The 25,298-nt window shown below is 60.8% G+C and carries 28 protein-coding genes; 14 read left to right on the top strand and 14 right to left on the bottom strand.

The window, feature by feature from the left end:
- Positions 1–2: 2 nt before the first annotated feature.
- Positions 3–2,066, bottom strand: coding sequence for an ATP-binding protein (locus tag DTW90_RS00935; protein ID WP_149336048.1), 2,064 nt, complete (start codon positions 2,064–2,066; stop codon positions 3–5).
- Between the two features lie 338 nt (positions 2,067–2,404).
- On the opposite strand from DTW90_RS00935, the gene DTW90_RS00930 reads away from it, so the two are divergent.
- Together DTW90_RS00930 and ilvN are read left to right on the top strand one after the other, a co-directional pair.
- Complete coding sequence (locus DTW90_RS00930; RefSeq protein ID WP_149336047.1) at positions 2,405–4,198, top strand: acetolactate synthase 3 large subunit; 1,794 nt, start codon at positions 2,405–2,407, stop codon at positions 4,196–4,198.
- A gap of 24 nt (positions 4,199–4,222) precedes the next feature.
- Positions 4,223–4,795, top strand: coding sequence for an acetolactate synthase small subunit (gene ilvN / locus DTW90_RS00925; RefSeq protein ID WP_149336046.1), 573 nt, complete (start codon positions 4,223–4,225; stop codon positions 4,793–4,795).
- Positions 4,796–4,887: 92 nt separating this feature from the next.
- On the opposite strand, the gene DTW90_RS00920 is transcribed toward ilvN, so the two are convergent.
- A complete protein-coding gene (locus DTW90_RS00920) occupies positions 4,888–5,232 on the bottom strand; it encodes a helix-turn-helix domain-containing protein (RefSeq protein ID WP_149336045.1) in 345 nt (114 codons plus the stop codon).
- 144 nt (positions 5,233–5,376) lie between these two features.
- Here DTW90_RS00920 and gstA point away from each other — a divergent pair, with 144 nt between their 5' ends.
- Positions 5,377–6,012: a glutathione transferase GstA gene (gene gstA / locus DTW90_RS00915; RefSeq protein ID WP_149336044.1), complete on the top strand. Its 636-nt coding sequence runs from the start codon at positions 5,377–5,379 to the stop codon at positions 6,010–6,012.
- Positions 6,013–6,030: 18 nt separating this feature from the next.
- Here gstA and DTW90_RS00910 read toward each other — a convergent pair whose 3' ends face one another.
- Complete coding sequence (locus DTW90_RS00910; RefSeq protein ID WP_149336043.1) at positions 6,031–6,876, bottom strand: aldo/keto reductase; 846 nt, start codon at positions 6,874–6,876, stop codon at positions 6,031–6,033.
- 207 nt (positions 6,877–7,083) lie between these two features.
- Here DTW90_RS00910 and DTW90_RS00905 point away from each other — a divergent pair, with 207 nt between their 5' ends.
- Together DTW90_RS00905 and DTW90_RS00900 are read left to right on the top strand one after the other, a co-directional pair.
- Positions 7,084–7,647: a hypothetical protein gene (locus DTW90_RS00905; protein WP_132524279.1), complete on the top strand. Its 564-nt coding sequence runs from the start codon at positions 7,084–7,086 to the stop codon at positions 7,645–7,647.
- 145 nt (positions 7,648–7,792) lie between these two features.
- Positions 7,793–8,389, top strand: a complete 597-nt coding sequence (locus DTW90_RS00900) for a LysE family translocator (RefSeq protein WP_149336042.1) — start codon at positions 7,793–7,795, stop codon at positions 8,387–8,389.
- Here DTW90_RS00900 and DTW90_RS00895 read toward each other — a convergent pair.
- The 3 genes from DTW90_RS00895 to DTW90_RS00885 form a co-directional block, all read right to left on the bottom strand.
- The gene (locus tag DTW90_RS00895) at positions 8,381–8,857 is read right to left on the bottom strand and encodes a DUF2269 domain-containing protein (RefSeq protein WP_149336041.1); all 477 of its coding nucleotides are present in this window, start codon (positions 8,855–8,857) and stop codon (positions 8,381–8,383) included. The genes DTW90_RS00900 and DTW90_RS00895 overlap by 9 nt on opposite strands.
- Complete coding sequence (locus tag DTW90_RS00890) at positions 8,857–10,146, bottom strand: SDR family oxidoreductase (protein ID WP_149336040.1); 1,290 nt, start codon at positions 10,144–10,146, stop codon at positions 8,857–8,859. Before DTW90_RS00890 ends, DTW90_RS00895 begins: the two co-directional genes overlap by 1 nt.
- 72 nt (positions 10,147–10,218) lie before the next feature.
- Complete coding sequence (locus DTW90_RS00885; RefSeq protein ID WP_149336039.1) at positions 10,219–10,815, bottom strand: TetR family transcriptional regulator; 597 nt, start codon at positions 10,813–10,815, stop codon at positions 10,219–10,221.
- A gap of 139 nt (positions 10,816–10,954) precedes the next feature.
- Between DTW90_RS00885 and DTW90_RS00880 the strand changes: the two genes are divergently transcribed.
- From DTW90_RS00880 to DTW90_RS00865, 4 genes are all read left to right on the top strand, one after another.
- Complete coding sequence (locus DTW90_RS00880; RefSeq protein ID WP_149336038.1) at positions 10,955–11,923, top strand: SDR family NAD(P)-dependent oxidoreductase; 969 nt, start codon at positions 10,955–10,957, stop codon at positions 11,921–11,923.
- 156 nt (positions 11,924–12,079) lie between these two features.
- Complete coding sequence (nthA, locus tag DTW90_RS00875) at positions 12,080–12,727, top strand: nitrile hydratase subunit alpha (RefSeq protein ID WP_149336037.1); 648 nt, start codon at positions 12,080–12,082, stop codon at positions 12,725–12,727.
- On the top strand, positions 12,724–13,383 hold the full coding sequence (gene nthB / locus DTW90_RS00870) for a nitrile hydratase subunit beta (RefSeq protein ID WP_149336036.1): 660 nt from the start codon (positions 12,724–12,726) through the stop codon (positions 13,381–13,383). Before nthA ends, nthB begins: the two co-directional genes overlap by 4 nt.
- On the top strand, positions 13,370–13,741 hold the full coding sequence (locus DTW90_RS00865; RefSeq protein WP_149336035.1) for a nitrile hydratase accessory protein: 372 nt from the start codon (positions 13,370–13,372) through the stop codon (positions 13,739–13,741). The genes nthB and DTW90_RS00865 overlap by 14 nt, the downstream gene beginning before the upstream one ends.
- Positions 13,742–13,803: 62 nt before the next feature.
- Here DTW90_RS00865 and DTW90_RS00860 read toward each other — a convergent pair whose 3' ends face one another.
- The 4 genes from DTW90_RS00860 to DTW90_RS00845 form a co-directional block, all read right to left on the bottom strand.
- Positions 13,804–14,595, bottom strand: a complete 792-nt coding sequence (locus DTW90_RS00860; protein ID WP_149336034.1) for an anti-sigma factor — start codon at positions 14,593–14,595, stop codon at positions 13,804–13,806.
- Positions 14,592–15,146, bottom strand: coding sequence for an RNA polymerase sigma factor (locus DTW90_RS00855; protein ID WP_149336033.1), 555 nt, complete (start codon positions 15,144–15,146; stop codon positions 14,592–14,594). The genes DTW90_RS00860 and DTW90_RS00855 overlap by 4 nt, the downstream gene beginning before the upstream one ends.
- The gene (locus DTW90_RS00850) at positions 15,130–15,510 is read right to left on the bottom strand and encodes a hypothetical protein (RefSeq protein ID WP_149336032.1); all 381 of its coding nucleotides are present in this window, start codon (positions 15,508–15,510) and stop codon (positions 15,130–15,132) included. The genes DTW90_RS00855 and DTW90_RS00850 overlap by 17 nt, the downstream gene beginning before the upstream one ends.
- A gap of 116 nt (positions 15,511–15,626) precedes the next feature.
- Positions 15,627–16,616, bottom strand: coding sequence for a LysR family transcriptional regulator (locus DTW90_RS00845; RefSeq protein ID WP_149336031.1), 990 nt, complete (start codon positions 16,614–16,616; stop codon positions 15,627–15,629).
- 116 nt (positions 16,617–16,732) lie between these two features.
- Between DTW90_RS00845 and DTW90_RS00840 the strand changes: the two genes are divergently transcribed.
- Positions 16,733–18,142 (top strand): MFS transporter, encoded by a 1,410-nt coding sequence (locus tag DTW90_RS00840; RefSeq protein ID WP_149336030.1) that lies wholly within the window; start codon positions 16,733–16,735, stop codon positions 18,140–18,142.
- Positions 18,143–18,263: 121 nt separating this feature from the next.
- Positions 18,264–19,391, top strand: a complete 1,128-nt coding sequence (locus DTW90_RS00835) for an ATP-dependent RecD-like DNA helicase (protein WP_149336029.1) — start codon at positions 18,264–18,266, stop codon at positions 19,389–19,391.
- Between the two features lie 15 nt (positions 19,392–19,406).
- On the opposite strand, the gene DTW90_RS00830 is transcribed toward DTW90_RS00835, so the two are convergent.
- Complete coding sequence (locus DTW90_RS00830; RefSeq protein WP_132524293.1) at positions 19,407–20,102, bottom strand: MerR family transcriptional regulator; 696 nt, start codon at positions 20,100–20,102, stop codon at positions 19,407–19,409.
- 444 nt (positions 20,103–20,546) lie between these two features.
- On the opposite strand from DTW90_RS00830, the gene DTW90_RS00825 reads away from it, so the two are divergent.
- On the top strand, positions 20,547–21,299 hold the full coding sequence (locus tag DTW90_RS00825; protein ID WP_149336028.1) for a pyridoxine 5'-phosphate synthase: 753 nt from the start codon (positions 20,547–20,549) through the stop codon (positions 21,297–21,299).
- Between the two features lie 137 nt (positions 21,300–21,436).
- On the opposite strand, the gene DTW90_RS00820 is transcribed toward DTW90_RS00825, so the two are convergent.
- Positions 21,437–22,324: an SDR family oxidoreductase gene (locus DTW90_RS00820; protein WP_149336027.1), complete on the bottom strand. Its 888-nt coding sequence runs from the start codon at positions 22,322–22,324 to the stop codon at positions 21,437–21,439.
- A gap of 133 nt (positions 22,325–22,457) precedes the next feature.
- Between DTW90_RS00820 and DTW90_RS00815 the strand changes: the two genes are divergently transcribed.
- The gene (locus DTW90_RS00815) at positions 22,458–22,874 is read left to right on the top strand and encodes a helix-turn-helix domain-containing protein (protein WP_132524296.1); all 417 of its coding nucleotides are present in this window, start codon (positions 22,458–22,460) and stop codon (positions 22,872–22,874) included.
- A 39-nt stretch (positions 22,875–22,913) separates the two neighbouring features.
- Here DTW90_RS00815 and DTW90_RS00810 read toward each other — a convergent pair whose 3' ends face one another.
- Positions 22,914–24,134 carry an MFS transporter gene (locus DTW90_RS00810; protein ID WP_149336026.1) on the bottom strand — a complete coding sequence of 407 codons (1,221 nt, stop codon included), beginning with the start codon at positions 24,132–24,134 and terminating at the stop codon, positions 22,914–22,916.
- Positions 24,135–24,192: 58 nt separating this feature from the next.
- Positions 24,193–24,807, bottom strand: a complete 615-nt coding sequence (locus DTW90_RS00805; RefSeq protein WP_149336025.1) for a TetR/AcrR family transcriptional regulator — start codon at positions 24,805–24,807, stop codon at positions 24,193–24,195.
- A gap of 286 nt (positions 24,808–25,093) precedes the next feature.
- Between DTW90_RS00805 and DTW90_RS36965 the strand changes: the two genes are divergently transcribed.
- A complete protein-coding gene (locus DTW90_RS36965) occupies positions 25,094–25,264 on the top strand; it encodes a hypothetical protein (protein WP_188079854.1) in 171 nt (56 codons plus the stop codon).
- Positions 25,265–25,298 lie beyond the last annotated feature (34 nt).

The raw sequence follows: 25,298 nt of genomic DNA, 5'->3' as shown, positions 1-25,298 counted from the left end.
GCTCAGTCCTTGTTGTAGAGGCTGCTGAGCGGCTTCTTCAGGATGCTGTCGCGGAGCGACAGGCCGGGCTCGCGGCGCGGTGCCGGCTCGCCGTCCCGAGCCGGCGCAGGGCGGAAACGGTCGGGCGCAGCTTCATCGTTGCGGATTTCGCGACGAAGTTCGGCCAGGCGACTGTCGATCGATGTCTGTGGGGCGGCAAAGCCTGTGGTGGCGTCGGATCCGCGAGGCAGCATCTCCGGACGATAGGGTTCGACTGCCGGGGCGGAGGGGCGGGGAAGCGGCGCTGCAGACGTCCGGACAGGTTCGGGAACGAAATCCTGTGCCGTAAAATCGGTGTCCGGCTCCTCGTCTCTCGCAACATTGACGGCGGAGGCATAATTCTGCTGGAAGGCGAAAATGTCGGGGCCGGCGATCGAACGCATGCGACTGATGATGGAGCGCAGGTCGACGTTGTCGGGCGAGTGCTCGAATTCCCTCTCCGCGGTCGCAGCGGCTTTTGGTATGCGGTTCTCCGCCACGCGGGAAAACCGCATGCGCATCGGCACGGCCACCGCTTCACCGAAGGCGATTGCCTCGCCATTGCCGATCGAGGACAGGAAGCTGGTGGTCGAGATCGACGAATTCGGGATGGCAGAGCGGATGATGTCCTGGTCGCGGTCGTTGGCCAGGCGCATGGCAAACAGCGTCGAGCATTGCGAAAGGATGGTCTGATCGAGTTCGCCGGGGCGCTGCGTGATGATGCCCAACGAAACGCCATACTTACGGCCTTCCTTGGCGATTCGGGCGATCGCCTGTCGCGTGGGCACGAAGCCGAGGCTCGGATCGGCCGGGATATAGCGATGCGCTTCCTCGCAGACGACAAGCATGTGGATTGCGCCTTCGCTCCATAGCGCCAGCTCGAAAGCCATGCGGCAGAGCACCGATGCAACGGAATTGACGACTTCCGAGGGGATGCCGGCCAGCTGGAAGGTGCAAATCGGCTTACCATCGCCGGGAATGCGGAATATCTGCGCGATGGTCTCCATGATCGTGTCGCTGATCGTATTGTTGGAGAACATGAAGTGGTAGCGCGGATCGTTGATCGCGGAGACGATGCGAATTTTCAGCGAGCGAAGATGCGGCTTTTCCTGGCGTCCTTCGAGCCTGCCGATGCGCTCGTCGATAAGCGCCAAGAGATCGGCCATGCGGTAGGGAACCGGAGTATCCGCGGTGATCGAGCTTTTTTCCGACTGACGGCGCATCAGCGCCGAGTCGCCGCCACGGAAAGCGCGCTTGGCCTCCGGAATGATGTCGCGCAGCATGTCCAGTTCTTCCGGAACGGGCGGACGACCGCGGAAGACGACTTCGGCAAATTCCTCAAGCCGCATCAGCCAGAAGGGCAGATCGAGCGTGTCGGTATCGATTCCGACGGCGTGATCGGGAAATGCGGCGGCGAATTCGTTGTGGGGATCGAGGATCAGGACACGCAGCTTCGGGTCGGAGGCGATCGCCTTGTGCAGCAGAAGCGAGACGGCGGTCGACTTGCCGACGCCGGTCGAGCCGACGACCGCGAAATGCTTCGACAGCATCGACGGAATATGGATCGCAGCATCGATGGTTTCGTCCTGGGTCAGCTTGCCGATGGCGCAGCTGGTGTCCTTGCCGGAATCGTAGATGCGCATCAGGTCGCTTGCACGAATACGGTGGGCGATCGCGCCGAGATAGGGATAGCGCGAGATGCCGCCGGAGAACTCTTCGCGGCCATCATCGTTGACCCGGACTTCTCCTAAGAGTTCCACTTCGATGCGGAAGAGGTTGTCCTGTCCTTCGCCCCAGGCGTCGTTGCCTGTATGCATGGAATAGACGAGGGCGGCAACGCGGTTTGCCCCGACGCTGATGGAAATCAGCCGGCCGACGGACCAGAGTTCGGTCAGGTCGGTGCCGCCTGCTTCTGCCACTGCTGCGATGGTTGCTCGGGATCCGCTGCACGCGACGACGCGACCGAGGAAACGGTTCCCCGGTGTGAGAGCATCGCGGCGGTCATGCTCGCCAGCTTTGCCAGACGTCTGCAAGTCACTGTTCAGCAACGGGCCACTCCCTGCTTTCGCACGAAGATAGGACACTCGCCTTAACAAAATCCTTTCAGTTTCGCCTCATTTTGAAGCGACGGCGTCCGGAATGCCTTTCAGGCCGACGATTTTTTATTGCGGAATGCGTTGACGCTATGAAATTTTCTGTCTATCAATTCGCCCCATGAAAATCTCGATGGCTCTTATCGTGGTGGGAAGGCGCATGGGCAGGATGGTGTGACCATCCGGCGGTAGCCACCCATGCGCTAGACGACAGGCTCCCCAAGGAGCCTTTTTTTATGCCCAAAATCGGGCTCAAGCTTTCCAGAACAATCAGCGGATATTGGATCAAAGGCATGACGGGCACAGACAAGCAGGCGAGCAACAATCAGATGACCGGGGCGGAGATCGTCCTGCAGGCGCTCAAGGACAATGGCGTCGAACATATCTTCGGCTATCCCGGCGGCGCCGTGCTGCCGATCTATGACGAGATATTCCAGCAGGAAGAGATCCAGCACGTCCTCGTGCGCCATGAACAGGGCGCCGGCCACGCTGCCGAAGGCTATGCCCGCTCGACCGGCAAAGTCGGTGTCATGCTTGTCACCTCCGGCCCCGGCGCGACCAATGCCGTCACGCCGCTACAGGATGCACTGATGGATTCCATCCCGCTCGTCTGCATCTCCGGCCAGGTTCCGACATCGCTCATCGGCTCCGACGCATTCCAGGAGGCCGATACGGTCGGCATCACGCGCCCCTGCACCAAGCACAACTGGCTGGTCAAGGACGTCAATCAGCTTGCCAGCATCATTCACGAGGCTTTCCGGATCGCGCAGAGCGGCCGTCCCGGTCCCGTTGTCGTCGATATCCCGAAGGACATCCAGTTCGCGACTGGCACCTATACGCCGCCGGAAATGCATGCCGTTCAGAAGAGCTATCAGCCGAAGCTGGAAGGCGATCTGAACAAGATCAAGGAGGCGATCGAGCTGATGGCCAGTGCCCGCCGGCCGATCATCTATTCCGGCGGCGGCGTCATCAATTCCGGCCCGGAAGCCTCCAGGCTGTTGCGCGAGCTGGTCGAAATCACCGATTTCCCGATCACCTCGACGCTGATGGGTCTGGGCGCCTATCCGGCTTCGGGCAAGAACTGGATGAAGATGCTCGGCATGCACGGCTCCTACGAGGCGAACATGGCCATGCATGATTGCGACGTCATGGTCTGCATCGGCGCGCGCTTCGACGACCGAATTACCGGCCGTCTCAATGCCTTCTCACCGAACTCCAAGAAGATCCACATCGACATCGACCCCTCGTCGATCAACAAGAACGTCCAGGCCGATGTCGGCATCCGCGGCGATGTCGGCAGCGTTCTCGAAGACATGGTTCGCCTGTGGCGGGCACTGCCGAACAAGCCGGAAGCCAAGCGCCTGGAAGACTGGTGGGCCGAGATCAATCGCTGGCGGGCTCGCAACTCCTTCGCCTACACGATGAATAACGACGTCATCATGCCGCAATATGCGCTGGAACGTCTCTATGCGCTGACAAAGGATCGCGACACCTACATCACGACCGAAGTCGGCCAGCACCAGATGTGGGCGGCACAATTCTACGGCTTCGAGCAGCCGAACCGCTGGATGACCTCGGGCGGCCTCGGCACGATGGGTTACGGCCTGCCGGCGGCGCTCGGCGTCCAGATCGCGCATCCCGACGCGCTGGTCATCGATATTGCCGGCGATGCCTCGATCCAGATGTGCATCCAGGAAATGTCGGCGGCGATCCAGCACGATGCGCCGATCAAGATTTTCATCATGAACAACCAGTATATGGGCATGGTGCGCCAGTGGCAGCAGCTGCTGCACGGCAACCGCCTGTCCCACTCCTATACCGAAGCGATGCCTGATTTCGTCAAGCTCGCGGAAGCCTACGGCGCGGTCGGCCTGCGCTGCGAAAAGCCGAGCGAACTGGATGCGACCATCCAGGAGATGATCGACGTCAAGAAGCCGGTCATCTTCGATTGCCGTGTCGCCAACCTTGCCAACTGCTTCCCGATGATTCCCTCGGGCAAGGCTCACAACGAAATGCTGTTGCCTGACGAGGCGACGGACGAAGTGGTCGCCAACGCGATCGATGCCAAGGGCCGTCAGCTCGTTTAATTCCAGGGAATAGGAACACCCACAATGAACGCACACCTTCAACCCACCGGTTCCGCCTACTTCATTTCGCCGGAAACCGCAGCAGTCGAAAACCACACGCTTTCGGTTCTCGTCGATAACGAGCCGGGCGTCCTTGCCCGCGTCATCGGCCTGTTTTCCGGCCGCGGCTACAACATCGAAAGCCTGACGGTTTCAGAAACCGAGCACCAGGCGCACCTCTCGCGCATCACCATCGTGACGCGCGGCACGCCGCAGGTGCTGGAGCAGATCAAGGCGCAGCTCGAGCGCATCGTTCCTGTCCACCGCGTCGTCGACCTGACCGTGCGTGCTCGCGAGCTTCGCCAGGAGCGGCCGATCGAACGCGAAGTAGCGCTGATCAAGGTGATCGGTAGCGGCGAGACCCGTGCCGAGACGCTGCGACTGGCCGATGCCTTCCACGCGAAGGTGGTCGACGCGACAGTCGAGCACTTCATTCTTGAGATCACGGGCAAGTCGTCGAAGATCGACCAGTTCGTGGCGATCATGAAGCCGCTCGGCCTGATCGAAGTGTGCCGCACGGGTATCGCTGCGATGAACCGCGGGCCGCAGGGAATGTAATCGGCACTGCAACAGAGTAATTCCAGCGAATGCTCAATGTAGCTTTGCTGGAATTGCCTGACGCGAGCATACTTGCAGCGTCAGGCGCTGGCTTACGCATTCCTGGCTGCTGGCGCCGGCTGCTCCCGCTCCAGCAACCACTTTCCAAATTCCTGCATGACCTTGACGACTGGAACCAGCCGTTTGCCGTCTTCGGTGAGCTCATATTCGACTGTGACCGGCACCGTCGGATAAGCCGTACGCTTGATCAGCTGGGCCTCCTCCAGAGCGCGAAGATCGAGCGTCAGCATTCGCTGCGAAATGCCGGGGACGCTGCGCCTCAATTCGTTGAAACGCTTGGGGCCATCCAGCAGGAAGAACACGATCAAAAGCCGCCACCTGCCGCCCAGAAGCCGCATTGCTTCCTCGACGGTGCAGTTCGTGACGCTTTCCTTCATGTCCTTCCCCTCATGCCTGCTCCCCAGTATAAAATATGTACCTACACCACATTATAGTGCCTTCTTTAAAAAATAGCCCGACCTTTTAGATTGCCGCCAACCCCAATGCGTCGGGTGTTGGTGGACATCGAAAAGGGAAAAAACATGAAGTTGTACTATATTCCGGCCGCTTGCTCGCTTTCGCCGCATATCGTGCTCAACGAACTCGGTATCGACGCCGAACTTGTGCTGGTGGACAGCAAAAAGCAGAGCGTCGGCGCGGCCGAGAATTTCAAGGACATCAGTCCGCTCGGTTATGTCCCTGCGCTCGAACTCGATGACGGCACGATCCTCACGGAAGGCCCGGCAATCGTTCAGTATCTCGCCGACCTAAGGCCGGAACTGAGGCTGGCGCCCACGAATGGCACGATGGAGCGCTACAAGCTTCAGCAGTGGCTGAGCTTCCTGAATTCTGAAATCCACAAAGGATTCATTCCGCTGCTCTATGCGCGGCTGGCCGGCGAATATGTCGAGACTGCCAAGCCGAAACTGGAAAAGCGCTATGCGTTCATGAACGAGGAGCTGGCAAATCGTCCCTATCTCCTGGGAGACAATTTCACGGTTGCCGACGCCTATCTTTTCGCGCTCACGAGCTGGGGTCAGGCGCCCTGGCTGACAAGCCACTACAGGGCCGACATTCATTTCGATGATTTGTCGAACCTGCAGGCATGGTACGGGCGCGTGCGGTCCCGCCCTTCAGTGCGGAAGGCTCTGCAGGCAGAAGGATTGTCGGTGCTCTAGAATCTAGAGAGCCGCAGGTCAGATCATTTCCAGCGGCTTTTTTCTCCTCGGCGGCGGGAAGGCTCTGTCGAGGGCGGCGCGATCGGCTTCAGTCAGCTCAATCGATACCGCCTCTCGATTCTCGCGGACGTGCTCGGGCTTGGCTGTCTTCGGTATGGCGATCACACCTTTCTGGCCCAGGACATAGGCGAGCGCGATCTGAGCCGGCGTTGCCTGGTAGGCCTTGGCGAGATGGATCAGGTCCGGATGGTGGGCGAGGCGGCCTTGCTCGATGGGTGAATAGGCCATGACCGGGATATTGCGCTGCTGGCACCAAGGCAGGAGGTCGAATTCGATACCGCGGCGGCCGAGATTGTAGAGCACCTGATTGGCGGCGACATTCTTTCCGCCGGGAACGGCCAGAAGTTCCTCCATATCGTCAGCGTCGAAATTCGAAACGCCCCAGGCGCCGATCTTGCCGGCGGCTTTCAAGCCTTCGAAGACCTCGACCGTTTCGGCGAGCGGGTGGTTGCCGCGCCAATGCAGGAGATAGAGATCGATGCGATCGGTCTTCATGCGCTTCAGGCTGCGCTCGCAGGCGTCGACCGTGCCTTGGCGGCTGGCATTCCAGGGATAGACCTTGCTGACCAGAAAGACCTCGGCGCGTCGTCCTTCGACCGCACGCCCAACGATTTCCTCGGCGCCGCCTTCGGCATACATCTCGGCGGTGTCGATCAGCGTCATGCCGAGATCGATGCCAGCCTTCAGGCTTTCGATCTCCTCGCGGGCGCGGGCAGGGTTCTCACCCATGTTCCAGGTGCCCTGGCCGAGGGAGGGGACGCTAGCGCCGGAAGGGAAGGCGATGGTGGGGATGGAAGACGGCATCGCTGGATCTCGATTTTGTTGGCTAGCGGTGGCTAAAGGGGTGCCGGAACGCTAAGGATACAACTTTCAGGAATGTTTACTTTATCAATTTTTAACCAGATTTTTCCACAATCCTGAATTGATAATGGTCTTTCAGCTACAGCATGATGCCGTATCGAACCAAGCCGCTGCTCCATGACGGTCGACCAGCGGAGATTGGAGATTACGATGACATCGGTTTTTTCAGCAAGCAAAGTAGCCCTGCAAGTTCTTCAGCAGCCAGTCGTTTTGTCCGGGCCGGCGAAGAAGACGTCTGTGGCGGATGCCATCGTGTCGATTGCCAATGGCAACCCCGCCAATAAATCTTCCGACGCGCAGGTCGGTTCCCAGCCGACGAAGGCGCAATCGAAGGTTTCCGACGATATTTTCAGCGTCAACAGTGTCGATATCACCAAGATCAAGCTCAATCTTTATAAGCGCCTGGGGCAAGAGATTGGCATCAATGAAGACGATTATGACACGCTGCCTGAGTATGGCGAAGCGATCGCTCGCCAGCTGGAACATGTAAGCCCAGCGGCCCTCCAGGAAGTCGCTCACAAGCTTGGCTTGGACAAGATGGGCGTGTCCATCCAAACCCTCGTCCAATCCATGGTTGACCCGAACGGCAAAGCGAACGAAACTTTGACCAAGGCGCTTGAGGCCTATTACAACAAGGACAGCGACGGCAAGGACAAGCAGCTTCTGGTTAAGCCGGACGATACCGGGATCTATACGATCAACAGAACCGAGTGATTTGCCTTGGTGCTTGTGGCGCCGCCAACGTTCAATCCTGTCACCATGACAACTGCGTGGCTGGATCGTCTCCGATAGGTCAGCTATACTGACATAATAAGAAGCCGCCCGGCTTGATCGGAGCGGAACTCCTCGGGAGGATCTCATGCCGCTGGATACGTTTCTGGCCCTGTTGCTGTTTGCTTTCACCACCTCGATCACGCCAGGGCCGAACAATATGATGCTGTTTGCGTCGGGCGTGAATTTCGGGTTTCGCCGGACGATCCCGCATATGCTCGGCGTCGCCATCGGCTTCCTGGTGCTGCTGCTCGCTGTCGGCCTTGGTCTCGGCGCGGTGCTGCATGAGGTGCCGGTCCTCTATACGGCGATGAAATTTGCCGGCGGGGCCTATCTCGTTTGGATTGCCTGGAAGATCGGTACGTCGCGCAGCCTCGCCGAGAAAAAGCAGGACGACGTTGCGCCGATGTCCTTTCTTTCGGCAGCGGCTTTCCAATGGGTCAATCCGAAGGCCTGGGTCATGGCCGTCACGGCAATGGCCACCTATACGATTCCGCAGATCTATCTCGTCAGCGTGCTGATCGTCGGGCTTGCCTTTGCCGCGGTCAATTTCCCGAGCGTTTCGACCTGGGCCGGTTTCGGCTCGGCGCTGCGCAACTGGCTGTCCGACCCTGTTCGCCTCAAATGGTTCAACATCAGCATGGCGGTGCTTCTCGTCCTCAGCCTTTGGCCGATGCTAAAATAGCGCGATCGGGGGCTTGTTCAGCATCAGCCAGAGAATGCCGATCACTGCGAAGAAGGCCGGAAAGCCGCAGGCGAACCAGATGCGGTAGAGGCTGAAATAGGCTGGCGGCAGCGGCAGGCCTTTTGCCGCCGCGGCGCGGGCGAGGTTGCGCAGGCGGATCTGGATCCAGACCACAGGCAGCCAGAAGACGCCGGTCACGACGTAGAGCAGCAGCGACAGCGCGATCCATCCTTCCTCCAGCGACCAACCGATGCTTTGGGCGAGCAGGTAACCTGTCACCGGCTGGAGAATAGCTGCTGTCGCCGTGAAGACCGTATCGGCGATCACGACGGTTTCGGCGACATGGGCAATCAGCTTGGGGTCGCGGGTGCGATGTGCCATGACCATGAAGAAGGCGATGCCGGCGCCTGTGCCGAAGAGTACGGTCGCGCCGATGACATGCAGCAGCAGAAGCAATTCCACCGGCATCAACGCTCCTCCAGGATTGCAAGCGTCATCAAAGTCAAAAGCAGCGAGGGGATTGCCTTGACCAGCGGCCCCAGCGGATCGAGCCAGAGGGAGGGCTCAAGCAGGGTGCCGCCGGCGAGATAGGCGAGTGTGGTTGCGATCATTCCGCAGAGAGCGAGGCGCGAAAAGAGTTTGACCAGAACACCCGCGCCGAGCGCGATATCGAGCAGGCAGGTTGCAACGGTCAGCAGGATGGCTGAAGTCTTCGGCATGAAGGCGAGGAAATGCCCGGCCGCAGCCATCGGCGAGAGGAGAGGGATCAGTCCGGACAGCAGCCAGAACAGCGACAGGCCGCCTGTCGCAAGCGGTTTCAGCAGGTAAAGCCGCGCAAACCAGAGATCCTGGACGGCGGATGGATTGGCATCAAGCGTTTCGGCTGCCGTCTTAAGCTTCAGGTCGAAAGCGGGTTGGGCAGTCGGTCGGCTGACGACGCCTTCGGACATGATGGCCATCGCCGTCGATCGCAACGGCGAGCGCCAACCGAGCCGACCGGCCATATCGGCAAGCCAGGTGATCGGCCGCGCCAGGCTTCCGGAAATGGGGATCACATGGGCGGGCGGCAGGCCGAGCCAGCGGCGATGGAGCAGGACGAGATCGGCAAGCTTGGACACTTCGCCACTCGCAAGGTCGATGTCCATGCCCTGTTGCAACCGACCGTCGACAGCAGTGCTGACCACGGCCGCGACATCGTCCACCGCGACCGTTTCAATGGGGCTTGATGCATGAACCAGCGGAAGGATGAGGGGCAGGGCGGCAAGCGAGCGCAACAGGGCGGTTCCGCCATGCGCATTGCGGCCGATGACCAGTGCCGGGCGCAGGATCACATGCGGCAATCCAGATGCAGCAAGCGCGCGATCGGCGTTGCGCTTTGTTGCGAGGAATGGACGATCGCTGCCGGCGCAATCCGTGCGGGCTGAAATCTGGACGACCAGTCTTATGCCTGCGTTCCTTGCTTCGGCGTAGAGCGCAAGCATCGCTTTTTCCTGCGCGGCAAAGAGATCGTCCGACAATCCGTCCTGCAGCGCACCGGCGCTGTTTACGACGACATCGCAGCCTTGCAATGTCTGCCGCCAGTCCGAAGGCTCTGTCATTGCCGCAAGATCGGCCTTGATCCAGGAAATCGACGGTTGCTTGATCCCGGCACGACCGGGATTGCGCGACAGCCCAGTCACGTCGTGCCCGTCGCCGAGCAGTCGCGCGGCGATCGTCGAGCCGATGAAGCCTGTGGCACCGAGAATCAGGATTTTCATGGAGGGCAAGCTAGCGAAGAATGCGTTACCATGTGGCAAATGCCGCCAATCGCGACAGCGCATCCAAAGGCATCAGGACCCTTCCTTAGCCGTGGTCTTGAGCCCCGCGATCATGATGTCGACGAGACGGCTTGCCGCCGCCTTCCAGTTGGAATCCGGCGCGACGTTCGCGACTCCAGCCACCGCACGCAGAAGGTCGAGAGGATCCATGTCGAGCTTGATCTCGCCACTTGCGATGGCGCGGGCAGTCAGCATTTCGATCCCCTGCCTAATCTGGGTGCCTGAAGCGGCGTAGAGATCCGAGGTGCCGCCGACAAGCGAATTGAGCGCCGCGAACATTCCATGCTTCGTGGCGATATAGTCGATGAACACAAGCAGCCATTCCCGCAGCGCCTCGGTGGGCGGATGCGTGGCCGACAGCCGCTCCGCTGCGCGGACGAGCTGCTCGGTTTCGTTGCGATAGACGGCCGAGATCAACGCGTCGCGGTTCGGGAAGTGGCGGTAGAGCGTTCCGATCCCGACCCCCGCGGATTGCGCGATTTCCTCGAGGCTCGCATCGGCACCCTTCTGCGCAAAGGCGGTCTTTGCGGTCTCAAGCAGCCGCAGTCGGTTGCGTTCGGCATCTGCGCGCGGCTTGCGGGGAACGGGTTGCTCGATTTTTTTCGTCACACTACACGATGACCCATTGATAAACGGAGGGTGCCTCCGTATTTAATCGGAGGCACCCTCCTCTTATTCCATTCGGGGGCAACGGACAATGGTCCACCGCGATGGGTGCCGACTACGTCCACATGTGAAGGAGATTTTCATGACGGGACTTTTTGGAGCCACTTCCACGACTGACGATGTACTTTCCGGTGTCGACCTCAGCGGCAAACGCGTGCTGGTGACAGGCGTTTCGGCCGGCCTCGGCGTCGAGACGGCGCGGGCGCTTGTCGCGCACGGTGCGCAGGTTGTCGGTGCAGCCCGCGATCTTGCCAAGGCGGAGGCCGCGACAGCAGCGGTTCGCGCGCTGACCGCAAACGCCGGCAGCCTCGAACTGATAGAACTCGACCTTGCTTCGCTGACGAGCGTTCGCGCTTCTTCCCACGCGCTGCTGGCGGACAAGCGGTCGTTCGATATCGTCATTGCCAATGCGGGCGTCATGGCGGCGCCGTTCGGCCACACGGCCGATGGCTTCGAGACGCAATTCGGAACCAACCATCTCGGCCATTTCACCTTCGTCAACCGCATTGCGCCTTTGATCAAAGAGGGCGGCCGGCTGGTCAATCTTTCTTCGTCGGGCCATCGCTTCGCCGATGTCGATCTCGACGATCCGAACTTCGAGCACACCGCCTATGATCCCTGGCTCGCCTATGGCCGGTCGAAGACCGCCAACATCCTGTTTGCCGTCGAATTCGACCGCCGGCACAAGGAGCGCGGCATTCGCGCGACTGCCGTGCATCCCGGCGGCATCCAGACCGAGCTTGCGCGCCATCTCGATCCCGGGGCGCTTGGAGCGATGCTCGACAAGATCAACTCGGATCTCGCAGCCGAAGGCAAGCCGCCATACCAGTTGAAGACCATTCCGCAGGGTGCGGCGACATCCGTCTGGGCTGGCGTTGTTGCGATCGGCGAAGAGGTTGGCGGCCGGTATTGCGAGAATTGCCACGTTTCGACCGTAACCGAAGGGGTCATCAGCCCCGTCAGTGAAGGCGTTCTCGCCTATGCGCTCAATCCGGAACGCGCCAAGGCGCTTTGGGCGAAGAGCGAAGAAATGGTCGGCGAGCGCTTCTGATCGCTGGTCTGATTGTTCCGGCTGCGGTGTCTGCAAGGGCACCGCAGCCGAGTCGATGATGGCCTGGAGACCGGCTGCGAGCGGCGCCCCTCAAGAACCCGCTTGGCGGAGATGGAGCGAGCGCTTAGGATGGCGCTCTGTTTCGGGGAGGGCGCCTTGCACGATAACGACGACCACGACGGTCATGATCATCATCACCATCATGACCACGACAACAGCTATTCCGACATGCAGGCCCGTGTGCGGGCGCTTGAGACGCTGCTGACGGAAAAGGGATTGATCGACCCTGGGGCAATCGACGCGATCGTCGAGATTTATGAGACCAAGGTCGGGCCGCGCAACGGGGCGCAGGTGGTGGCGAAAGCCTGGAGTGATCCCGATTTTGCCGAATGGCTGAAACGGGACGCGACGGCGGCAATCGCCAGTCTCGGTTTCACCGGCCGGCAGGGTGAGCATATGCGCGCCGTTTTCAACACGCCGGAGACGCACAACCTCGTCGTTTGCACGCTTTGCTCCTGCTATCCGTGGTCCGTGCTCGGCTTGCCGCCGGTCTGGTACAAGGCGCCGGCCTATCGCTCCCGTGCCGTCATCGATCCGCGCGGTGTACTTGCCGAATTCGGGCTGACGCTTTCGGCGGACAAGAAGATACGTGTCTGGGATTCGACGGCCGAGCTGCGCTACCTCGTCATCCCCGAGCGGCCGGATGGTACGGATGGTTTCAGCGAGGAGCAGCTGGCAGGTCTCGTCAGCCGCGACGCGATGATCGGCACTGATATCGCCGGGCGTGCGGAGGCGAGCGCATGAACGGGCCGCACGATCTTGGCGGGCAGATGGGCTTCGGTCCCGTCGCGCCCGAGCGCAATGAACCCTATTTTCATGCCGACTGGGAAAAGCGGGCGCTCGGCATCACGTTGTCCTGTGGCGCCTTTGGTGCCTGGAACATCGACGAAAGCCGGCATGCGCGGGAGAACATTCCGCCCGCCGAATATCTTTCGGCCAGCTACTACGAAATCTGGATTCGCGGCATCGACATGCTGCTGGAGCGCCATGGTTTCGCAACGCCGGAGGAATTGGCCGAGGGACGCGATCTGCTGCCGGGCACCGTTCCAAAGCGGGCGCTGAAAGCCGAAATGGTGGCGGGCGTCCTTGCCAAGGGCGGGCCTTGCGACCGGCCTGTCGAAACTGCGGCGGTTTTCACCGTCGGTGACCGCGTGCGCACCAAGAATTTCAATCCGACAACCCATACCCGCCTGCCGCGTTATGCGCGCGCAAAGACGGGGGTAGTCGAGGCGGTGCAGGGTTCCTTCGTGTTCCCCGATGACAATGCCCATGGCAAGGGGGAGAACCCGCAATGGGTCTATACCGTCGTCTTCGATGCACCGGAAATATGGGGCGAGGGAGCCGATCCCTCCCTGACGGTATCGATCGATGCCTGGGAGAGCTATCTTGAGCGTGTGTGAGACGGCGTCACCGCTCAGGGACTCGCCGCAGCTGCCGCGATCGACCGACGGAGAGCCGGTGTTTCCAGAACCCTGGGCCGCCGAAGCTTTCGCGATGACCGTGCATCTTCACGAGCGCGGTCTCTTCAGCTGGTCGGAATGGGCGGAGCGTCTGTCAGCGGAATTGCACAAGCCCGATCGAGCGGAGGATGGCAGCGATTATTTCGACTGCTGGGTCGCCGCCCTTTCCAGCCTTCTGGTCGATCGCGGCGTGACGGACGGGCAAACCATTCGGGCGCTGCAGGAAAGCTGGCAGCGCGCGGCGGAGGCGACACCGCACGGCATGCCGATCCTTTTGGAGAACGATCCGCAGCGCTGATTTCTGTTTGGTTTCTCGCAATTCCGGACGCAAAACCGCTGCACACTTTTGCTGGAATTGCTTCAGGAGGACGGAAACTGCTTGTAGCATTCCTCCGCCACCTGCCTAAGCATGTCGCGCGAGATCTCGCCCGTAACCGCATAGCCGATATCGCCGTCGATCCAGTAGAAGGTATCGAGCGTGCCTGCATTGGCGAAGCGGAAGCTCGTCGTCGTGTTCAGCTTGTTGCGGCCGACGAGAACGGTGATGCGCTTGCCGGTCGCGTCCTCATACATGAAGAGCGCACCGGGCGTGCCATTCACTGGCAGCAGCCTGCCGCCGACGAGCTGGAAGCCGAGCTTCTGAAGGCTCGGAACCCTAAGGTCGGCGATATTCAGCCGCTTGCCCAGCCAGGTCGCAAGGTGCGGTTCCTGATCGGCGCCGACCTCCACGGGATGCCGGACCTCGCTCGCATAGACGAGAAAGGCAGATTGCGCCTGGCGCGGCAGCGCCTCGATGCTTGCAAGCTGGATCTCGGGGCGGCCCAGCAATTGCGGGCCATAGTGGCCGGCGGCAGCACCCGCCAGGAAGACGAGAGCAGCGGCGGCGGCAATGGACAGGCGTCTGCTCAGCCTGCTGCGATCCTGGCGTCTCTGGCTGGTGACAAGGAGGCGGTCGCTGTCCTTCGTTCGGGCATAGGGCGCAAACAGCGTCTTGATCTCGGCATTCTGGGCCTTCCAGCCGGCGACCTTGGCGGCCTCTTCCGGATTGTCCGAGAGCCACGCTTCCAACCTCGCATTTTCGCCGGGCGGCAAAAGCCCGTCTGCAAAGGCATGCAGGTCCGCTTCGGTCACGGTTGGGTTTCGTTCGTTCATTTCGGTCTCCGAAGCGTCACGACATTGTCGGAATTCATCAGGTCGCTCAGCCGCTTGCGCGCGCGCGACAGGCGCGACATCACGGTACCGATCGGTATGTCGAGCATGTTGGCGACGTCCTGGTAGCTGTAGCCCTCGACGACGATGAGCATCAGCACTGCGCGATTCTCCTCCGGCAGCGTGTTCAGTGCGATCTCAAGCCGTGAGCGTTCCAGCGGATCGGCATCGATCTCGGGCGAGGGCAGGTCGGTGCTGTCGTCCAGATCGACAAAGGTTCGACCGCCCCGCTGGCGCAGGCCATTGCGATAGAGATTTGTCATGATGGTCAGCACCCAGCCGCGCAGGTTCAATCCGCGCCATTGGCCGCGCCGCATCAATACTTTCTCGACGCAATCCTGCAGCAGGTCTTCGCCATCGATATCCGATCGCGTCAGGCTGCGGGAATAGCGCCGCAGCGAGGGCAGGAGCGCAAGCACCTGCGTCTCGAAAGCATCGGGCGCGGGGGAAGTGCCCCCCGCGGCCCTGTCGGTCCAATCAGGGCCGTGCGACATCCCATACGCCCTTGAAGCCGTCGCCGGCAACGTCGCCAGCCTTGGTGTCCTTGACGAAGAAATAGAGCGGCATGCCGCCCTTGGCCCACTGCATGGAGCCGTCCTTGCGCTTGATGATCGAGTAACCGTTGCCAGCCTTGGCCTTGGCGTCCGCCATCAGCGGCGGCCATGCCTTGGCGCAATCATCGTTGCAATTGGACACGTCCTTCTTGTCGTTCTTGAAGGTGTAGAGGGTCATGCCATTCTCGCCGGCAAGAACCTTGCCCTTGGAGGTTTCGACGGTCTTCACCGGTTCAGCGGCGAGGGCTGCGGTTGCGGCAGTGGATGCCAATATCAGGATCGGCAGAAATTTTACGGCTTTCATGGGGGCTGTCTCCTCGGTTGCAAAGGGCTCGCAATGTGCGGCGCCGGACATGAGACACGGTTTGCTGCGATTTTATTCCCGGCCATTCCAGAGTTTTTTGGTGATCGTCTGACCCTTTAAACCCTCGCTGCCACGGGTTCCACTTTGCCGCAGGTTTCCGGGAAAATGCCGACGGCGCAACCGCAATCCATCAGGGCTTCGTCTGCGACCTCGATGAACAGCCGCCTGAACCATTGCGCGCGCGGATCCGTCTCGTCTATGCGCCGATAGAGCATCGTTACCGGAATGGCCGGCAGGTCGAAGGGCGGTGCGGCGACGGCGAAGCCGTGCAATTGCGCCATGCAGCGGGCGATCGATTCCGGAATGGTTGCGATGACAGGCAGGCGGCTGAGCGTCATCGGCAGGGCCGAAAAGCGCGGTACTGCAGCGACAACGCGGCGGCAGCAGCCAACTGCCCGGGCAACAAGGTCGATATCCGCCGTCGTGCCCTCGAAAGAGACGGCCACATGCGAGGCTTTGGTGAATTCCTCCAGAGTGAGCGGCGTCGTCAGCTGGAGCTGTTTCGGGTCGTAGATGCAGAGCGATTTCTGATCGAAGAGCGGCGCGCGGACATGCCAGGAGGCCGGCTCGTCATGGACGGCCACGCTGAAATCATAGAGGCCTTCGTCGAGCATCCGTCCGCCGTCGCGCTTTTCCGACGCGAGACCGACCAGCCTGGCGTTCGGCGCCAGCTTGCTCAGCCTTGCCGCGAGCGGGCCGAAGAAGGCGGATTCGAGATTGTCGCACATGCCGATGCGGAACTCGCCTTCCCAGGTCGAGGGGTCGAAATCGAGCGGCGGGCGTATAGCGCGTTCGATGCCGGACAGCGCATCCTCGATCGCAGGGGCGATGGAAAGCGCGCGTGGCGTGGGCTGCAGGCTGCGGCCAACCCGAACGAAAAGCTCGTCATCCAGCGTCTCGCGCAGTCGTCGGAGCGCAGCCGAAAGGCCCGGCTGGCCGAGGAGCAATCGCTCGGCAGCGCGACTGACATTGCGTTCCTGCATCAGCACCGAAAATGCGAGCAGGAGATTGAGGTCGACTTTGCGGAGGGCGGCGTCATTCATCATTGTGAGTAATACCTGACATGGATACTATCAATTTGCAATAGGGAAGGAAGATGTACATTTTCTCGTTCCCTGCCGTTTTCACCTCCCAGGCGGCAGCATCAAAAGGAACGATTTCGATGACCCTTTCCAAATCCCAAGGTGGGGCAGGGCTGGCTTTGTTGCTGCTCTGCGCTGCCAACTTCCTTGACGCCATGGACGTCTCGACCATCGGCGTTGCTCTTCCCGCGATCCAATCCGAACTTGGTATGCCGGCGACCTCACTGCAATGGGCCGTCAGCGCCTATGTGCTCGGCTATGGCGGCTTCCTGCTGCTTGGCGGGCGCGTGGCCGATCTCTTCGGCCACCGCCGCGTCTTCCTCTGGTCGCTCGGTGTCTTTGCGGCCGCAAGCATTGCTGGCGGTTTCGTCGATAGCGGCACGACGCTGATTGCTGCGCGCCTGATCAAGGGCATTGCAGCGGCCTTCACCGCGCCGGCAGCACTCGCGCTACTGCTGTCCGTCTTCGGCGAGGGCGAAAAGCGGGCGAAGGCGCTCGGCGTCTTTGCCTCGACGGGCGCGGCCGGCTTTGTTCTCGGCATGGTGCTCGGCGGCGCCGCCACGCTGATCAGCTGGCGTGCGACCCTGGTCATGGGCGCGCCGGTGGCAATCCTCGCGCTCGTCGTTGCTCCCTTTGTCCTTCCGAAAGATCATGCCCGGACTGGACACCGACCGCGCTTCGACTGGGCCGGCGCGATCACGATCACGCCCGGACTGCTTCTCTTCGTCTTCGGCATCACCAATGCCGCCGCTGCCGGCTGGGCAACATTCCCGACATGGGGTTCGTTGCTGGCGGCGCTGGTGCTGATCCTGCTCTTCCTCAGGGTCGAGTCGCGCCATGCCGATCCCATGGTGCCGCTTGCGATATTCCGACGGGCAAAGCTCAGCCATGCCAATGCGCTGGCGGCCCTTTTCCAGGGCGTCTATGTCGGTTTCCAGTTCATCGCGACGCTTTATTACCAGAATGTCTTCGGATGGTCGGCCTTCACGACAGGCTTCTGCTTTGCCATCGGCGGAGCCTGCGTGATGTTCCTCGCTCCGCGTTTTGCGCTGATTGCGCAAAGTCGTGGCGCCACGGGGCTGATGACATCAGGCGTCGGGTTGCAGGCGATCAGCTATATCTTCTGGGTCGGCGCTTTCGGGCAGATCAACCCGATCGTTCTCGTCGGCGTGTCGCAGCTCCTGCTCGGCGTTGGCTATGCCATGACCTATCCCTCCGTGCAGGTGGCAGCACTGTCTGATGTCGAAGACGAACAGTCGGGACTAGCCTCGGGGCTGCTCTTTGCCTCCTTCCAGATCGGCGGCGGCATTGTGCTTGCGGCGGCTTCGGCGATTTTCGCCGCAGCTCCTGATTTCGGCTGGAACGCCTATGTTGCCGGGACGGCCTTCGTCGCTGCGCTCTCCGTTGCCGTGACGTTGCTCGCCGCGCTCGGACCGCGGACGGCGGCTGCAGCCACCTTGCAAGACGACATTCGCCAGGCTGCAGAGTAACGGCGACATGCCCGCATCTCTGGATGCGGGCATCCTTGCTTGATTGCAAAGGTTTCGGATCGAGGCCGGTTCGAAGGATTTCTTCCTTGCCTCCGTCGCCCGAATCCTGCCAAGTCGCAGGATGCAATTTGCCCCTCAACAGGATGAAGCCCTCAAGGCCGTTTCGAAATGGCTGAAGGAAGGGCGCTCGCCGCTGTTTCGCCTTTTCGGCTATGCCGGAACGGGCAAGACGACGCTTGCCAAGCATTTTGCCGAGCATGTCGACGGCGAGGTGCTGTTTGCCGCCTTCACCGGTAAGGCGGCGCAGGTGCTGCGTTCGCGCGGCGCAAGCAACGCCAAGACCATTCACTCGCTGATCTACCGGCCCCGCGGCGAAGAGGCCGTCGAGGACGAGGAAACCGGCAAGACCTCGATCGCGCCGATGTTCACTATCAATCGGCAGAGCCCGGTCGCCAAGGCCGCGCTGATCATCATCGACGAATGCTCTATGGTGGACGAAGCGCTCGGCAAGGACCTGATGAGCTTCGGCACGCCGATCCTGGTGCTTGGCGATCCCGGACAGCTGCCGCCGGTCTCGGGCGGAGGGTTCTTCACGAATGAGGAGCCGGACTACCTGTTGACGGATATCCATCGTCAGGCCCGCGACAACCCGATCATCAAGCTTGCCATGCAGGTGCGCGAAGGCAACGAGATCATGTATGGCGACTACGGCACCGCGCAGGTCATCTCCAAGAACGAGGTGACGCAGCCGCTCGTCATGGACGCGGACCAGGTGCTGGTCGGCACGAACAAGACGCGGCGGCGCTACAATCAGCGTTTGCGCGAATTGAAGGGCTTCACGACCGACTATCCGCAATCTGGCGACAAGCTGGTCTGCCTGCGCAACGATCCAGCAAAGGGCCTTCTCAACGGCTCGCTCTGGCAGGTGATGACGTCTTCACGCGAGACGACCAAGCCCGGCATCAACCTGCTGATCAAGCCGGAAGACGACGACATGGATCGGGGCGCTGCCAAGATCAAATTGCTGAAGCAGGCCTTCGAGGATGTGGACGGCGAGATCCCCTGGTCTACGCGCAAGCGTTACGACGAGTTCGACTATGGCTATGCGCTGACCGTGCACAAGGCGCAGGGTTCGCAATGGAACAATGTCGTGCTGTTCGATGAAAGCTGGGCATTCCGCGATACCCGTGAACGCTGGCTTTATACCGCAATTACCCGGGCGGCCGAGACGCTGACGATCGTGCGCTGACGCATTGGCGGGATACTATTCCGTCTTGACGATGCCGAGCAATACGGCCTTGGCAACGGTCTGGAAGCGATTGCTCGATCCGAATTTTTTGATGACGGATGCTTCTAGGGCCTGGGCTTCCTCGGTCTTGATATCCAGCGCCTTTGCTATTCTGGCGGGCGTCAGACCTTCCACCATCTTTTCTAGACAGCGACGCTCCTGATCGGTCAAAGCCGAGGGGTCGCGATTGTCATTCAGCCGCTCCGTTTCGGCGACGCTGTTGTAGTCGAGGAGGTCGTTTACTTTCTGCATCTGCCGCTGGATTGTCGTGGCCTCGCCACCGAGTTCGCGCTTGCGCGCGTAGAGCGCGGTGTGGAACACCTCTTCTGCATCTTCCTGTGTTTCTGCCCGATGCAGCTCTTCCATCAATTCCTGGATGACGGCGATGGGCATTCCTGTTTCGCGGCAGACGTTGATGACGGCCATGCGCAGCACGTCTTCGATGCCGTAGACGCGCATCAACCCGATGCGGTCGGCCGAAATCAGGCCCTTCTCTTGGTAGAAGTGCAATGTCCTGTGGGTGACGCCAAAGGCGTTTGCCATATCGGCAATGGCAATCGGCCCGTTAGGGAGCTCCGGCGGCAGCGCTGCGGCGGGCAAGAACCTGTACCTCGCCCGGGCTTCCGAGGCGAGTTTGGCGGCAGCAAACAGACGTTTGGAACCGTCAGGCATATACCCCTCCTTAGGATATTGTCTTCTTCACCTCATGTCCTTTCCCCTGCCGGCCCGACTGCCTTGTCCAAGGCAAACGAACATCCTCGGCGCTCCCAAGGGAAGGCCGATGCGGCATAGGCTTTCGATTCATCATCGCGCAGAGCTGGGTTCAGCTCCCCCGAGAACGCTGAAAACGCTTACCCTGAAACGGGATAGCCTTCGTCGCAGACCTTCGCTCCTACCATCGGCGGTCTGCAAATAACCGATCACCGACATAGGAGGCTATCTGCTTTTGCCTGGATTAGGAATCGCCCGAAGGAGGTAGCATCGCGCTGAACCCCCAGAGAATGCGGGTGACATCATCAATCTTTTGCATGAGTTGATATCGGAAACTCGTTGGCCTCGGGGCCTCTCTTGGCATAAAAGCGAGGTACCTTCCGTTTATGCAATATGGACGTCGCTATGCCAGCCAAGCTCTCCGTCAATGTTAATGCCATCGCCATGCTGCGGAACCGGCGCGATCTGCCCTGGCCGAGCATCGAGGGCCTCGGCCGTATCGCGCTCGATGCCGGCGCAAGCGGCCTGACGGTGCATCCGAGGCCCGACCAGCGCCACGTCCGTTTCTCCGATCTGCCGGTCATTCGCGCGCTGATCGACGATGAATTTCCCGATGCGGAATTCAACATCGAAGGTTATCCGACCGACGAATTTTTCGACCTTTGCGCTGGTGTCGAGCCGGAGCAGGTAACGCTTGTGCCCGACGATCCCTCGCAGGCGACTTCGGACCACGGCTGGGATTTCCGCAAGCACCGCGATTTCCTCAGCCGCGTGACCGAGAAGTACAAGAAGATCGGGTGCCGCGTTTCCCTCTTTGCGGATGGCGACGGCGACGCGGAGGCAGTGGCGATCGCCAAGGAGATTGGCGCGGACCGTATCGAGCTTTATACCGGACCCTATGGCGGCTGCTTCGATGCGCCGGAGCGCGCGGCTGTTATCCTAGAAGCACTGGGAAAGACTGCGGATGCCGCAACCGCAAATGGACTTGCCGTCAATGCCGGGCATGACCTGACGGTCGCAAACCTGCCGGCGCTGCTCAAGCGCATTCCGCAAATCGCCGAGGCTTCGATCGGTCATGGTTTGACCGCCGACGCATTGGAATACGGCATGGCGGAAACGGTGCGCCGCTTCCGCCGGGCCTGCGGCCAGAAGGTTTGATCGGCTCGAACGGTCAATGGTTTTTCGTCATGCTCGGGCTTGTCCCGAGCATCTGCCACGTTTCATTTTGTTGATATGCTGCAGATCCTCGGCACGAGGCCGAGGATGACGAAAGACATTGGCGCAGCGGCGTAAAATCAAGCAGCCAGGACGGCCTTGCGCTCTTCAAGGAAGCTCTTCAGCGTCTGCGGCTCCTTGCCGGTCAGTGTCTTGAAATCACTGCTGACGACATCGAAGTTGCCCGCGCGGATATTGGCATCGGCGGAGACCAGCATGTCGACGACGAATTTCGGCAGGCCGGCACCGGTCAGGCCGGCGGCGAGCTGTTCGTCGGTGACATTGATCACCTGCAGCGGCTTGCCGACGATTTCGGCGACAGTGGCGGCAACGTCCTCGATCGACAGCGACCTGGCGCCTGTCAGCGTGTAGGTGGCGTTGCCGGTTGATGAGGAGGCGAGTGCGGCGGCGATTGCCAGAGCGCAGTCTTCACGCGAAATGTAGGGAGCGCGGCCGCTATGGGCCGCCGTATACCAGCTGCCGACCTGCAGATTGTGCGGCAGCGACAACATGAAATTGTCCATGTACCAGGCATCGCGCAGGATCGTATAGGTGATGCCGCTCGCCTGGATGGCCTGTTCGGTGCCGAGATGGTCCGGGGCGAAAGTGACGAGCGAATTGTCCGGGCTCGGCATGGAAGTGTAAAGGATATGCTTCACGCCGGCCTTTTTCGCTGCCTCGATCGCTGCCTTGTGCTGGGCAAGACGCTTGCCTGGCGTGTCGAGGCTGTCGGTGCTGATGATCAGCAGGCGATCAATGCCGGCGAAGGCGTCGGCGAGCGTGACGGCATCGTCGAAATCCGCCTTGCGGGTAACGACGCCCTTGGCCGCCAGATCCGAAAGCTTTTCCGGACTGCGGGTGGCCGCGACAATGTCCGATGGCGCGACCTTGTAGGTTTCCAGGAGATGATGGATCACGCGCTGGCCGAGCTGACCGGCTGCGCCGGTAACGAGAAGTTTGTTGCTCATGGGGCTTTCCTTTATCTACGGCCGATTGGCCGCTGTTTCTGGTCTCAAAAAGAGACTAGCACTAGAATAGGAATTGACGTCTTGCTGTAAAGAAGGCAGTTTTTGCGCTCTACGTTACCAAAAGGGAACCTACATGGCCGCCTCTGTCGTCAATCTGCGTAACAAGGCTGAAACGCCGGTGCGAACGGTTGAGTTCAGCAAGCTCGATTTCACCAATTGCCCGGTTCGTGATCTCATTGCGCAGATTGGAGGCAAGTGGTCGACCCTGCTTTTGGAGGCGCTGGCGCAGAAGCCCTATCGTTTCGGGGAATTGCGGCGCATGGTGCCCGATATTTCGCAGCGCATGCTGACGCAGACGCTGAGGGACCTGCAGCGGGACGGCTATGTCGAGCGGGAAGTCTTTCCGACGAAGCCGCCGAGTGTCGAGTATCGCATGACCGATCTCGGCCGGTCGCTCTATGGGCCGCTGGCGCAGCTTCTGAACTGGGCCGAGGCCAATCACGACGCCGTTCGCGCAGCACGCAAGAAATTTGACGAAACGGAGAAGTGAGAGGCGCCGCCGAAGTCCGGCGCCTCTATGATCACATTGTTACCTGCGGCGAAGTTCCGTTGCGAAGAACAGCAGGGCGACTGTCGGGAAGCAGAAGCCGATCCAGGCCGTGAGCGTCCAGCCGCCTGTCGCAAAGGCCCAGCCGCCGATTGCCGAACCGAAAGCGCCGCCGGCAAAGAAGGTGGCCATGAACAGGCCGTTGAGGCGGCTGCGATGTTCGGGGCTTAGCCCATAGATCGCACGCTGGCCGCAGACGAGGTTGGTCGTCACGCCGAAATCGAGCAGGATGGCTGCCGCGGTCAGCAAAAGCAGGGCTGAAAGCGAGCCGGTGGTGGCGAAATGGCTGAGCAGGAACGATCCCATTCCGAGCAGCATGGCAAGGGTGGTGGCGATCTGCGTCAGACCACGGTCGGCAAGCCGTCCGGCAATCGGCGAGGCGATGGCGCCGGCAGCGCCCGCCAGTGCGAAAAGGGCGATGCCGTTCTGCGAGAGGCCGAAGGCCGGGCTTGCCAAGAGCAGCGGCGAGGTCGTCCAGAAGAGGCTGAAGGCGCCGAACAGGCAGGCCTGATAGAGCGCCCGGCGCTGGAGCACCCGGCTGTGTATGGCCAGGTGTCCCATCGAGGCGAGGAGCTGGCCATAGTGCAGCTTTGCCTGCGGAACACGCGTCGGCAGCACGGCGCGCAGGATGACGGCCAGCACGATCATCACCACAGCCGAGACGATGTAGACGGTCTGCCAGGAGGAGGCTTCGGCAACAAAGCTCGCAAACGGGCGGGCAAGCATAATGCCGCAGAGCAGGCCACTCATGACGTTGCCGACCACGCGGCCGCGCGACGCATCAGGCGCCATATTGGCAGCAAAAGGAACAAGCACCTGGACGGCGACGGACGAGAGGCCGATGCAGAGTGAGGCAAGCAGGAAGATACCGGGCGTGGTCGAGATCGACGCGCCGATCAGGGCGATCGCCGAGACGACGGTCAGAACAAGCACCAGCCGGCGGTTTTCAAGCAGATCGCCGAGCGGCACGATCAGCAGCAGCCCGAGACCGTAACCGATCTGCGTCAGCGTCACGATAAGGCCGGTCGCAGCCGGCGAAAAGCCGAGTTCACGGCTAATGGGGCCGGCGAGCGGCTGGCCATAATAGAGATTTGCGGCCACGAGCCCGCAGGCTGCGGCGAACATGAAAGTGAGCCACGGCGATATGGTCGGCTCCGAGACGGGTGCGGCCGTCTCCCGCGCTTGTGCGGCAGTTGCGGTCATAAGATGCTCCTTGGCGATAGAAGTGGAGCCCAAGGGGCTCCAAAATTATTTTCGAAAATCAGTTCAGTAATTTCATTGCGGTTTCGGCCACGGCCTTCATTTCCGCGTGACTGCGATCGGTCTTGCCGACGATGCGCATGCCCTTCATGAGGCAAAGCAAAGTGCGGGAGACCGCTTCTGCGTCGACTTCTGCACGGATGGAACCGTCGCTCTGGCCAAGCTTGATCAAGTCGACCATGACGCGCTCGTCGGTTTCAAAGGCAGCTGCAACACGTCTCGCAGCTTCTTCGTCGAAGAGGGCCATATCCGTGGCGCTGTTGACAACGAGGCAGCCGCGCCGGCCCTCGACCCCGTGCGATGCGTTCGCATAGACATGGAGCATGGCGAACAAGCCGTCGCGTCCCGTCTCCGCCTTGCTCACGTCATTGCGCAGGACGCCGAGGCGCACTGAGCGATATCGATCAAAGGCGGCCAGAAAGACTCCACGCTTGTCCTTGAAGGCCTTGTAGACGCTGCCTGACGTCAATCCCATTGCCTCCGTCAGCTCGCTGATCGAAGTTGCATGATATCCACGCTCGGAAAAAACACGGAGCGCCTGGTCAAGCGCGGCGTCCATGTCGAACTCACGGGGACGTCCCCGAAGTTTTCCGGTGCTGGAGAGAGTTGTCGTCATGACTGAATGATTAGGGAATGACCGTTTCCAAATCAACCAAAATTTTGCGCTGCAGCAAAATATTCACAAGCGACGAGTGTTATCGCGGGTTGAAGACCAAGTCCTGTGGTTGAGTTCGGCTATCCGTTTTCAAGCCGGAATCAGCCTTGAATTGTGCGAATTCGGTCTAAACACGAGGGAATGCAAAGCGGTAACAGGAGGCAATAGAATGTGACGGCGTCCGCGGCGTAAGCGAGGAACTTTTACGAATCTGGGATCGTTTCAGGCTCACATCAGGGAGATCGAAATGGCAAAATATCTCGCGGCATCGGAAGACATTGGTCCCGTTGAAACAGCGGCTCCTTCCATCGAACCTCTCTTCAGGAGACGCAGGTTTCTCACGGTGTTCTGGACGATGATCTCGATCGTGTGGGTGGTCGCTGTCGCGGGCCTCATTGCGAGTTCGATGCTTTCCTGAAGATGAAGGCCGACCGACCTTATCAGGCGCAATC

Origin of the sequence: Neorhizobium sp. P12A (assembly GCF_008365395.1) — a bacterium.
Lineage (GTDB): Bacteria > Pseudomonadota > Alphaproteobacteria > Rhizobiales > Rhizobiaceae > Rhizobium.
The sequence above is the reverse complement of the archived record's forward strand: the minus strand, read 5'-3'. Positions and strand labels throughout refer to the sequence as shown.